Raw genomic sequence first — 11,451 nt, 5'->3', positions numbered from 1 at the left:
CCCGGTAGCGCCTGCCAGGCCGCACGCGGCGAGCGGCCGCCTGCGAGCGCGTCGAGGAAGCGCTCGCCGAACCGGTATCGCGACCACGCCTGCCGGTCGATTTCCGGCGGCCCGGGCGGGGCCGTTTCGACTGCCGGTTCGGATTCGACGCGGGCGTGCCGCGGTGGCACCGCCAGGCGCAGCACATCGGCGCGGGTACCGGCACAGCGGGTGGCGACCTCGTCGGCCAGGGCGGCGATCTCACCGGTCAGCACCGGTTCGGAGGACACGACGCGGTCGAGCCAACCGAGTCGTCCCGGATGGTCGCTGGTGGCGGTGCGGGACAACAGGAAACCGTCGATGAGCCGGCCGGAGAACCGGACACGAACGCGGACGCCCGGCCGGGCGTCCGCGTCGAGTTCACGGGGAATCAGGTAGTCGAACTCCCGGTCGAGGTGCGGAAGCGGCAGCAGCGGAAGTATCCGTGCCACCGGATCCGTCTCGGCGGCGAGCTTGTCCGCACCCACCCGTCGGTGATCTGCCGGTCAGAGACCGGCGGCCGCGCGCAGCTTGTCGGCGCGGTCGGTGTTCTCCCACGGCAGGTCGATGTCGGTACGACCGAAGTGGCCGTACGCGGCGGTCTGCGCGTAGATGGGGCGGAGCAGGTTCAGGTCGCGGATGATCGCGCCCGGCCGCAGGTCGAACACCTCGTTGACGGCGGCCTGGATGCGGGCCGGATCAACCTTCTCCGTGCCGAACGTCTCGACGAACAGGCCGACCGGCGCGGCCTTGCCGATGGCGTAGGCGACCTGCACCTCGACGCGGTCCGCGAGACCGGCGGCGACCGCGGTCTTGGCGACCCAGCGCATCGCGTAGGCGGCGGACCGATCGACCTTCGACGGGTCCTTGCCGGAGAATGCGCCGCCACCGTGGCGGGCCATGCCACCGTAGGTATCGACGATGATCTTGCGGCCGGTGAGGCCCGCGTCACCCATCGGTCCGCCGAGCACGAACGACCCGGACGGGTTGACGAGCAACCGGACGTCCGAGGTGTCGAGATCGGCGAGGGTCGGATCGGCGAGCACCGCGTCGACGACGTGGGTGCGCAGGTCCGGGGCGAGCAGATTGTTCAGGTCGATGTCCGCCGCGTGCTGGGTGGAGATGACGATCGTGTCGAGCCGAACGGGGGTGTCACCGTCGTATTCGATGGTGACCTGGGTCTTGCCGTCGGGGCGCAGGTACGGCAGCACGCCGGTCTTGCGGGTCTCGGTGAGTCGACGGGACAGTCGATGGGCGAGCGAGATCGGCAGCGGCATGAGTTCCGGGGTGTCCGAGCAGGCGTATCCGAACATCAGACCCTGGTCGCCGGCACCCTGCTTGGCGACCTCGTCGTCGGTGAGGGTTCCGGAGCGGTGCTCGTGCGAGACGTCGACGCCGCCGGCGATCTCCGGGGACTGTGCACCGATCGCGATGTTCACGCCGCACGAGTTGCCGTCGAAGCCTTTCGACGACGAGTCGTAGCCGATCTCGAGGACACGATCGCGCACGATTTTCGGGATGTCGGCGTAGCCGGAGGTGGTGACCTCGCCGACGACGTGAACCTGACCGGTGGTCACGAGAGTCTCCACCGCGACGCGGGCGCGCGGGTCCTCGGCGAGCAGCGCGTCGAGAACAGAGTCGCTGATCGCGTCACAGATCTTGTCGGGGTGCCCCTCGGTCACAGATTCACTGGTGAAAAGCCGACCGCCGGTCTTGCTCACAGAACTCCCTCTCGACTGAAAGTATCTAGCTCGAATGAACAGCATCTAATCAATGGAACGCGGTGACGGCTCAGGTGCCCCACCCCACTCGACGCTACTGTTCCATGTGTGCGGGCGCGATAGTTCGGATCATCCGCCGTTCCGGCGGTCGGTGGACGCCAGCAGCGGCCGCAACGCATCGAGGACACGGCTGGCCATCAACGATTTCGAGCCGTGCGCGAGCGCCGTTTCGGATCCGTCGGCGGCGAGCAGCCATCCGTCGTTGTGGTCCACCTCGAAGGCTTTCCCGTCGCCGACGGCGTTGACGACGAGCAGATCGCATCCCTTGCGTGTCAATTTGGCGCGGGCGTGAGTGAGCACGTCGCCGTCCTCGTCGCCGGTCTCGGCGGCGAACCCGACGATGACGGTGCTCGCGGCGAGACTGCCGTCTGTGCGGGCATCGACGAGTCCGGCCAGGATGTCGTCGTTCTTCGTCAGGGCGATCGAGTCGGGTTCTCCCGCGCCCTTTTTGATCTTGGTCTGCGCGAATGCCGCCGGCCGGAAATCGGCGACGGCAGCGGACATGATGACCGCGTCCGCGGCGGCGGCGTATTTGACGACCGCATCCTGCATCTGCGCCGCGGTCTGCACCCGCACCACGTCGACGGCGGCGGGGTCGGCGAGGCCTGCGACGGCACCGGCGACCAGCGTCACGTCGGCACCGCGCTGTGCGGCGAGCCGGGCCAGCGCATAGCCCTGCTTCCCGGAACTACGGTTGCCGAGGAACCGGACCGGGTCCAGGGGTTCGCGGGTGCCGCCTGCCGAGACGACCACCTTGCGGCCGGTCAAATCGCGCGGCAACGCGTCGGCACGTTCGAGCAGGAGGGTGGCGAGCGAGTAGATCTCCTCCGGTTCGGGCAGTCGGCCCGCGCCGGTGTCCTGGCCGGTGAGCCGGCCCGATGCCGGTTCGACGACGACCACGCCGCGGCGACGCAACGTCGCGACGTTGTCGACGGTCGCGGGATGTTCCCACATCTCGGTGTGCATCGCGGGAGCGAACATCACCGGGCAGCGCGCGGTGAGCAGCGTGGCGGTGAGCAGGTCGTCGGCGCGGCCCTGCACGGCACGTGCCATGAGGTCGGCGGTCGCGGGGGCGACGACGACAAGGTCCGCTTCCTGGCCGATCCGCACGTGCGGCACCTTCGGGACGTCGGTGAAGACCCCGGTGTGGACGGGATTGCCGGACAGTGCCTCGAAGGTGGCGCGCCCGACGAACTCGAGTGCGGACTCGGTCGGGATCACCCGGACCTGGTGTCCGCTCTCGGTGAACGCGCGGATCAGCGCACACGCCTTGTAGGCAGCGATGCCGCCGCCGACGCCGATGACGACGCGGCGGCGGCGCTGCCCGAATTCCGAGGTCTCGTCGAGGCTGTCCACGGTGAGCGGACTCACTCGCCTTCGGTGTGCTCGAGCAGGTCCGTGTGGATCTCGCGCATGGCGATCGACAGCGGCTTCTCCTGCAGACCCGGCTCGACCAGCGGGCCGACGTATTCCAGGATGCCGTCGCCGAGCTGGTTGTAGTAGTCGTTGATCTGGCGGGCGCGCTTGGCCGCGTAGATCACCAGCGCGTACTTCGACGAGGCGCGGTCGAGCAACTCGTCGATGGGCGGGTTGGTGATGCCCAGCGGGGGGTCGTAGACCGGAAGCTCGTTACCCGCAATGTCGGTCGCGGCTGCCTGGATGCTGCTCACTCGGTGATCTCCTGAGTATTCGCGGGAAGAAAATAGTGGTGGGACCGCCACCGGGGGCGCACTTCCTAGGGGCGCAACCCGGGCCCGGCGTCGGGTCCAGCCAACAAGGATACCAATTCGTCGCAGGCACGGTCGACATCGTCGTTGACGATCACGCAGTCGAACTCGTTCTGCGCGGCCAGTTCGGTGCGGGCCGTCTCGAGTCGACGCGCCACCACGTCCTCCGATTCGGTGCCCCGGCCGGTCAACCGCCCGACCAGAACCTCCCAGCTCGGTGGCGCCAGGAATGCCAACACGGCCTCCGGCATCACGGCCCGGACGGCGCGCGCACCGGCCAGGTCCACCTCGACGAGCACCGGACGTCCGTCTGCGAGCGCGTCGCGGACCGGCGCCCCCGGGGTGCCCGAACGTTGCAGCCCACCGTGGATTTCTGCCCACTCGAGCAGTTCTCCGGCGTCGATCATGCGGTCGAATTCGGCGCGCCCCACGAAATGGTAGTCCACACCGTCGACCTCTCCAGGCCGTGGATCCCGGGTCGTCGCCGACACACTGAAGTGCAGGTCCGGGACACGGGTACGGAGGAGGCGGACAACGGTCGACTTACCGACCGCGGAGGGGCCGGCCAGAACCACCAGCCGGCCCCTCCGTGTCACGGGCACGCTGTCCGACACGATGTGTGCGTCAGCTACCACGATCGTTACTCAGCGTCGAAATCGAACCTGGCGAGCAGCGCCTTGCGCTGACGGTCACCCAGGCCGCGCAGGCGGCGCGTCGGGGCGATCTCCAGCTCGGTCATGATCTCCTGAGCCTTGACCTTGCCAACCTTCGGCAGGGCCTCGAGCAGGGCGGAAACCTTCATCTTGCCGAGGATCTCGTCGTTCTCGGCATCCTTGAGCACCTGCTTGAGGTCGGTGCCGCCGCGCTTGAGGCGCTCCTTGAGCTCTGCCCGGGCACGACGGGCAGCAGCCGCCTTCTCCAGAGCAGCGGCGCGCTGCTCGTCGGTCAGCTGGGGAAGGGCCACGGTTCCTCCGTCTCATCGTTGGAAAACAGTCTTCGACCGCTGACTACCAGCGGCGATAGCGACCGTACTCACGGACAGCGGCGATTGCGAACCCACCCCCCGACGTTCCACTCGAAAATCCGTGCGGTAGTGCAGAGCGAATCCGCCGTGCGAATCCACCGCTCTCAGACCTTGGCGTACCACTTCCGACCTGCGAAAATACCGCAAATCCGCAGGTGAGAACGCCAATGTCCGATTCGGTGGGGAATCCTTCGCCCGGCGCGGAAATGGTCCGGCGGCGGTGGCACCGTGGCCGGCCGGGCAGCCCGGAAAATTTTCTGCAGATTGCGCGTGTCGTGTCCCCCACCAGCACCGAACGGCACGAAACGACCGTCACCGCGGCCCACCGCACGCGAAAACGGGGCCGGACCCGCAAATGGGGTCCGGCCCCGCCGGCACAGGTCTCGTCAGGCCCTCAGGAACTCGAATCCGTCGACCGCGCGAGCGACCGCATCGCGGAGCGCAGGCACCGTCGGGCCGGCCCGCAGCACCTCCCGGGACACCGTCGGCACGACCGCGTCGAGGCGGTCACCGGCCAGCCTGCGCACGTCGTCGGCGGTCCCCCCCTGGGCTCCGACACCGGGCATGAGAATCGGGCCGTGCAGGGCACTCAGGTCGGGCGCTACCGCCAATGTCGCGCCGACCACCACCCCGACCGCCCCCAGCACCGCGGTACCGGCATTGCGGGCGGCGGCCTCGTCGACCATCACCTGGGCGAGGGTGCGCCCGTCCGCGACCGTCGCCTGCTGCACCTGCGCGCCCTCCGGGTTGGAGGTGGCCGCGAGCACGAACACCCCGCGTCCGGTGTCCTGTGCGAGCCGCAGGGCCGGTTCCAGGGCACCGAAGCCCAGATACGGCGACACCGTCACCGCGTCGGAACACAACGGCGAGTCGTCGGACAGCCATGTTCGTGCGTATGCGGCCATGGTGGAGCCGATGTCGCCGCGCTTGGCGTCGGCGAGCACCAGCGTGCCGCTCTCGCGCAGCACCGCGACGGCGCGTTCGAGCACGGCGATGCCGGCCGACCCGAACGCCTCGAAGAACGCCACCTGCGGTTTGACCAGCGCGACCTCACCGGCGAATGCGTCGACGCACCGGTCGGTGAACGTGGCCAGGCCTGCGGCGTCGACGGTCAGCCCCCACGCCCGGAGCAGTTCCGGATGCGGGTCGATGCCCACGCACAGCGGTCCGCGTTCGGCGAGCGCCGCCTGCAGTCGCTCCCCGAACCCGGTCACGACTGGTGCTCGCCGTCGCGCAAGCCCGCCTGCATCCGTTGGATCGAGCGAACCCCGATCTCTCCTCGGATCGCCGCCTCGATTCCCTGAATGGCCGCCGCAGCACCCTGCACGGTCGTCACGCACGGGATGTTCGCGGCGACGGCAGCACTGCGGATCTCGTAGCCGTCGATGCGTGGACCGGCGTTGCCCCACGGTGTGTTGATGACCATGCCGACGTCGCCGGCGCGGATCCGATCGACGATCGTCGGCGCTCCCGCCGGGCGTTGCTCGTCGGACACCTTGTACACCTGTTCGCACGGGACACCGTTGCGCTGCAACACTTCCGCGGTACCGACGGTGGCCATGATCCGGAATCCCAGGTCGGCGAGATGCTTGACCGGGAAGATCATCGACCGCTTGTCCTTGTTCGCGATCGAGACGAACACGGCACCCTCGAGCGGAAGCGACCCGTACGCGGCGGTCTGCGACTTGGCGAATGCCCGACCGAAGTCGCTGTCGATGCCCATGACCTCACCGGTCGACTTCATCTCGGGGCTGAGCAGTGTGTCCACACCGGTGCCGTCGGCACGGCGGAACCGGTTGAAGGGAAGCACCGCCTCCTTGACCGCGATGGGTGCATCGAGCGGGGCGTCGCTGCCGTCACCCTCGGCGAGCAACAGTCCCGTGGTGCGCAACTCGGCGATGGTTTCGCCGAGCATGACGCGCGCACAGGCCTTTGCCAGTTGCACGCCGGTCGCCTTGGAGACGAACGGCACGGTGCGGCTGGCTCGCGGGTTGGCCTCGAGGACGTACAGGATGTCGTCCTTGAGCGCGTACTGGACGTTGAGCAGGCCCTTGACGCCGATCCCCTTCGCGAGCGCCTCGGTGGAGCGCCGCACGTTCTCGATGTCCGAACGGCCGAGCGTGATCGGGGGCAGCGCGCACGCCGAGTCACCGGAGTGGATTCCGGCCTCCTCGATGTGCTCCATGATGCCGCCGATGTAGACGTCGGTGCCGTCACACAGGGCGTCGACGTCGATTTCCACGGCATCGTCGAGGAACCGGTCGACCAGCACCGGGCGGTCGTCGGAGATCTCGGTGGCGTTCGCGATGTAGGTCTCGAGCGCCTTCTCGTCGTAGACGATCTCCATACCGCGGCCACCGAGCACGTAGGAGGGGCGCACCAGCACCGGGTAGCCGATGCCGGACGCGATGTCCCGGGCGCCCTCGAAGGTGGTGGCGGTGCCGTATTTGGCGGCAGGCAGGTCGGCCTGCTCGAGCACCCGGCCGAACTCGCCGCGGTCCTCGGCCAGGTCGATCGCCTCCGGGCTGGTTCCGACGATCGGCACACCCTCGGCCTTCAGCCGCCGGGCCAGGCCCAGCGGGGTCTGGCCGCCGAGTTGCACGATGACACCGGCGACGGTGCCGGACTCGCATTCGGCGCGGTACACCTCGAGCACGTCCTCGAACGTGAGCGGCTCGAAGTACAGGCGATCGGCGGTGTCGTAGTCGGTGGAGACGGTCTCCGGGTTGCAGTTGACCATGACGGTCTCGTACCCGGCCTCGGACAGGGTCAACGCGGCGTGCACACACGAGTAGTCGAACTCGATGCCCTGGCCGATCCGGTTCGGGCCGGACCCGAGGATCAGCACCTTCGGGCGTTCGGTCTGCGGCGCGACTTCGCTCTCCGCATCGGGATCGAGCTCGTAGGTCGAGTAGTGGTACGGCGTGCGGGCCTCGAACTCGGCCGCGCAGGTGTCGACGGTCTTGTACACCGGGTGCACACCCAGTTCGGTGCGCAACGCACGCACGGCATCCTCACCGGTGAACTGTTGCGGGCGCAGTTCGGCGATCTGCCGGTCGGAGAAGCCGTGATGCTTGGCGTAGCGCAATTCCTGCGCACCGAAGGTCTCGGCGGCGCGGACCTGCTCCCCCAACTCGACGATCTGCTGGATCTGGTCGAGGAACCACGGGTCGATCGCGGTGGCGTCGAAGACCTGCTCAACGGTCGCGCCGAGTTCGAGGGCCTTCGCCACGCCGTAGATGCGGCCGTCGGTGGGGGTCGCGATGTCCGCGAGGATTTCCTCGAGGGTGCCTTCCACCTCGGGGCCGGTCCAGAAGCCGGCCCGCTTGGTTTCGAGCGACCGCAGCACCTTGCCGAACGCCTCGGTGAAGTTGCGGCCGATCGCCATGGCCTCACCGACCGACTTCATCGTGGTGGTGAGGGTGCCGTCGGCGCCGGGGAACTTCTCGAACGCGAACCGCGGGGCCTTGACCACCACGTAGTCGAGGGTGGGTTCGAAGCAGGCCGGGGTTTCCTTGGTGATGTCGTTGACGATCTCGTCGAGTGTGTAGCCGATGGCGAGTTTGGCGGCCATCTTCGCGATCGGGTAGCCGGTGGCCTTCGACGCCAGCGCCGAGGACCGCGACACGCGCGGATTCATCTCGATGACGACGAGACGGCCGTCCGTCGGGTCCATCGCGAACTGGATGTTGCAGCCACCGGTATCGACCCCGACCTCGCGCAGAATCGCGATCGACAGGTCGCGCATCTCCTGATATTCGCGGTCGGTCAACGTCATCGCCGGCGCGACCGTGATCGAATCACCGGTGTGCACACCGACCGGGTCGACGTTCTCGATGGAGCAGACGATCACGACGTTGTCGCGGCCGTCGCGCATGAGTTCGAGTTCGTATTCCTTCCAGCCCAGGATCGACTCCTCGATCAGGACGTTCGCGGTCGGTGACGCGGCGAGACCGCCACCGGCGATGCGGGTGAGGTCCTCGTCGTTGTAGGCCATGCCGGAACCCAGGCCGCCCATGGTGAACGACGGGCGCACCACGACGGGGAAGCCGAGTTCGGCGACGGTCGCCCGGACCTCGTCCATCGTGTAGCAGACCGCGGAGCGGGCGGATTCGCCACCGCACTTGGTGACGATGTCCTTGAACTTCTGCCGGTCCTCGCCGCGCTGGATGGCATCGAAGTCCGCGCCGATCAGTTCGACGTCGTACTTGTCGAGGATGCCCTGTTCGGACAACGCGACCGCGGTGTTGAGCGCGGTCTGCCCACCGAGGGTCGCGAGCACCGCGTCGATCGGTGTGCCGTTGGCGGCTTCGGTCGCAATGACCTTCTCGACGAACTCGGCGGTGATCGGCTCGATGTAGGTGGCGTCGGCGAATTCCGGGTCGGTCATGATCGTGGCCGGGTTGGAGTTGACGAGGCTGACCCGCAGGCCTTCCTCACGCAGCACCCGGCACGCCTGCGTTCCGGAATAGTCGAACTCGCAGGCCTGACCGATGACGATCGGACCGGACCCGATGACCAGGATGTGGGAGAGATCGGTACGACGTGGCATCAGGACTTGTCTCCCTCGAGCTTGCTGGCGAACTGGTCGAACAGGTACGCGGCGTCGTGTGGTCCCGCTGCTGCCTCCGGGTGGTATTGCACCGAGAAGGCACTGCCGTCGAGCAACCGGACACCTTCGACGGCACCGTCGTTCGCGCAGGTGTGGCTGATCACGGCGCGACCGAACGCCGTGTCGAATTCCTGGCCGGCTTCACCTTCGAGAGCGAATCCGTGGTTCTGCGCGGTGATCGCGATGCGGCCGGTGGCGTGTTCGACGACCGGGATGTTGATGCCGCGGTGGCCGAACTTCATCTTGTAGGTGTCCAGACCGAGGGCGCGACCGAGAATCTGGTTGCCGAAGCAGATGCCGAACAACGGGAGACCCTGACCGAGCACCTCTTTGGTGAGGTGCACGGCGCTGTCCGCGGTCGCCGGGTCACCGGGTCCGTTGGACAGGAACACCCCGTCCGCCTTCAGGTCGAGAATGTCGTGCAGTGTCGCGGTCGACGGCAGCACATGCACCCGCATGCCCCGCTCGGCGAACATGCGCGGGGTGTTCGTCTTGATGCCGAGGTCGATGGCCGCGACCGTGAACCGGGCTTCGCCACCGGCCGGCTCGACGACATACCCGCTGGTGGTGGTGACCTCGCCGGCCAGGTCCGCGCCGAGCATCGACGGCTGGTCCTTCACCCGGTCGAGCAGTTCCGCGTCGGAGGCAAGGGCGGCGCCGGAGAAGACACCGGCGCGCATCGAACCGCGGGTACGCAGGTGGCGCACCAGGGCTCGGGTGTCGATGCCGGCGATGCCGACGACACCCTGCCGGACCAGTTCGTCCTGCAGGGAGCCGGTGGCACGCCAACTCGACGTGCGGCGCGACGGGTCGCGCACGACGTAGCCGGCGACCCAGATCTTCGCGCCGGCGGCATCGCCGGTGGGGCCGACGGACTCGTTGTCTTCCTCGTTCCAGCCGGTGTTGCCGATCTGCGGTGCCGTCGACACCACGATCTGCCGGTGGTAGCTCGGGTCGGTGAGCGTCTCCTGGTAGCCGGTCATGCCGGTGCTGAACACGGCCTCACCGAGAGTCTGGCCGACCGCCCCGAAGGTGGTGCCGCGGAAAATGCGTCCGTCCTCGAGCACCAACACCGCGGTGTCACCGCCGAAAGTACCGCCGCTCATGCGTTCTCTCCTGAATCTTCGTTCGTCGCGTCCACCCACGCGGGGTAGACAGTCTTGTCGTCGCCGCGGAATCCGGTGTCGACCTCGGTTCCGGAGGGCAGTTGCCAGCGGATGACCAGGATCCCGTCCTTGGTCATCACCTTCCCGGCGAGGCCCCGTTCGGTGCGGATCGCGCGGATCGAGTCCTGCGGAATCCAGATCGGCGTTGCGCCATCGCGTTCGAGCAGCACCCCACTGCGGTAGCGGCTGAGCTCGCCCGCGGCCCGGAACCCCAGGTCACCGACGGCGATACGGTCCTGCCAGCTCGGGGCGAGTGTGCTGCCCACGTACAGGCCGGTGCTCGGTGCCACCACCTGCTCGCCCAGGTCCGCGGGGATGGGGGGAAGCTCGCCGACACTCTCCGTCTGTCGGCGGACCCGTCCCCGCCAGCCCTTCCACATGAGCAGCACCAGCACGACCCACAGCAGCAGGAAGCCGAGAGTGATCAAGACCCGGTCCATGTCCCTACCTCCCGCCGGTCAGGGGCCGAGCCACGCCGTCGCGGGCGGTGATCCTGCCGCGCAGCACGGTCGCGGTGATCGTCGCCGGCAGCGTCATCTCCTCGTACGGGGTGTTGCCGGCGATGCTCGCCAATTCCGGTCCGCGCACCGTCCAGTCGCTGTCCGGGTCGACGAGCACGAGGTTGGCGGGCTCCCCGACCGCGACGGGGCGACCCTGATCGTCAAGGCCGACGATCTCCGCGGGCCGCTCACTCATCACCTTCGCGACGCCGCGCCAGTCGAGCAGTCCCGGCCGGACCATCGTCTCGACGACGACCGACAGCGCGGTCTCCAGACCGAGCATGCCGGGGCGGGCCTGCGAGAATTCGCAGCACTTGTCCTGATCGGCGTGCGGGGCATGATCGGTGGCCACGCAGTCGAGCACACCCTCGGCGAGGCCGCGGCGCAGCGCCTCGACGTCGGAGCGTTCCCGCAGCGGCGGGTTGACGCGGTTGATGCCGTCGTAGGTTTCGAGCCGCGAATCGTCGAGCAGCAGATGATGCGGAGTCACCTCGGCGGTAATCGAAATCCCCTGTCCGCGTGCCCATTTGACGAGCTCGACGGTTCCAGCCGTGGAAGCGTGGCAGATGTGGACGCGGGCGCCCGCGTCGCGGGCCAGCAGGGCGTCGCGCGCGACGATCGAC

At 68.3% G+C, this 11,451-nt stretch carries 10 protein-coding genes and 1 pseudogene; all 11 read right to left on the bottom strand.

Going from position 1 to position 11,451, the window contains the following annotated elements:
• A pseudogene (locus WAX14_RS04030) lies at positions 1–506 on the bottom strand (primosome assembly protein PriA); the annotation flags it as partial.
• An 18-nt stretch (positions 507–524) separates the two neighbouring features.
• Positions 525–1,739, bottom strand: a complete 1,215-nt coding sequence (metK, locus tag WAX14_RS04025) for a methionine adenosyltransferase (protein WP_422626801.1) — start codon at positions 1,737–1,739, stop codon at positions 525–527.
• Between the two features lie 129 nt (positions 1,740–1,868).
• Positions 1,869–3,170 carry a bifunctional phosphopantothenoylcysteine decarboxylase/phosphopantothenate--cysteine ligase CoaBC gene (coaBC, locus tag WAX14_RS04020; protein WP_422626800.1) on the bottom strand — a complete coding sequence of 434 codons (1,302 nt, stop codon included), beginning with the start codon at positions 3,168–3,170 and terminating at the stop codon, positions 1,869–1,871.
• A complete protein-coding gene (rpoZ, locus tag WAX14_RS04015; RefSeq protein WP_422626799.1) occupies positions 3,167–3,469 on the bottom strand; it encodes a DNA-directed RNA polymerase subunit omega in 303 nt (100 codons plus the stop codon). The genes coaBC and rpoZ overlap by 4 nt, the downstream gene beginning before the upstream one ends.
• Positions 3,470–3,534: 65 nt before the next feature.
• Positions 3,535–4,101 (bottom strand): guanylate kinase, encoded by a 567-nt coding sequence (gene gmk, locus WAX14_RS04010; protein ID WP_422626802.1) that lies wholly within the window; start codon positions 4,099–4,101, stop codon positions 3,535–3,537.
• A gap of 65 nt (positions 4,102–4,166) precedes the next feature.
• Positions 4,167–4,490, bottom strand: coding sequence for an integration host factor, actinobacterial type (gene mihF / locus WAX14_RS04005; protein ID WP_068158315.1), 324 nt, complete (start codon positions 4,488–4,490; stop codon positions 4,167–4,169).
• Between the two features lie 446 nt (positions 4,491–4,936).
• Entirely contained in the window at positions 4,937–5,764 is an 828-nt protein-coding gene (pyrF, locus tag WAX14_RS04000) for an orotidine-5'-phosphate decarboxylase (protein WP_422626798.1), read from the bottom strand.
• Positions 5,761–9,102 (bottom strand): carbamoyl-phosphate synthase large subunit, encoded by a 3,342-nt coding sequence (carB, locus tag WAX14_RS03995; protein WP_422626797.1) that lies wholly within the window; start codon positions 9,100–9,102, stop codon positions 5,761–5,763. The genes pyrF and carB overlap by 4 nt, the downstream gene beginning before the upstream one ends.
• The gene (carA, locus tag WAX14_RS03990) at positions 9,102–10,268 is read right to left on the bottom strand and encodes a glutamine-hydrolyzing carbamoyl-phosphate synthase small subunit (RefSeq protein WP_422626796.1); all 1,167 of its coding nucleotides are present in this window, start codon (positions 10,266–10,268) and stop codon (positions 9,102–9,104) included. The genes carB and carA overlap by 1 nt, the downstream gene beginning before the upstream one ends.
• The gene (locus WAX14_RS03985) at positions 10,265–10,768 is read right to left on the bottom strand and encodes a transporter (RefSeq protein ID WP_422626795.1); all 504 of its coding nucleotides are present in this window, start codon (positions 10,766–10,768) and stop codon (positions 10,265–10,267) included. The genes carA and WAX14_RS03985 overlap by 4 nt, the downstream gene beginning before the upstream one ends.
• Before the next feature lie 4 nt (positions 10,769–10,772).
• Positions 10,773–11,451, bottom strand: a 679-nt coding sequence (locus WAX14_RS03980; protein ID WP_422626794.1) for an amidohydrolase family protein, incomplete at its 5' end; no start/stop codon positions are given.

The sequence above is a fragment of the Rhodococcus sp. (in: high G+C Gram-positive bacteria) genome (assembly GCF_049299235.1).
Lineage (GTDB): Bacteria > Actinomycetota > Actinomycetes > Mycobacteriales > Mycobacteriaceae > Rhodococcus.
This window is presented reverse-complemented; position numbering and strand designations above follow the sequence as displayed.

What these genes read in the sequence shown, in the direction of transcription:
- carB (WP_422626797.1), bottom strand. Translation starts at nt 9,102, where the DNA reads ATGCCACGTCGTACCGATCTCTCCCACATCCTGGTCATCGGGTCCGGT.
- carA (WP_422626796.1), bottom strand. Translation starts at nt 10,268, where the DNA reads ATGAGCGGCGGTACTTTCGGCGGTGACACCGCGGTGTTGGTGCTCGAG.
- WAX14_RS03985 (WP_422626795.1), bottom strand. Translation starts at nt 10,768, where the DNA reads ATGGACCGGGTCTTGATCACTCTCGGCTTCCTGCTGCTGTGGGTCGTG.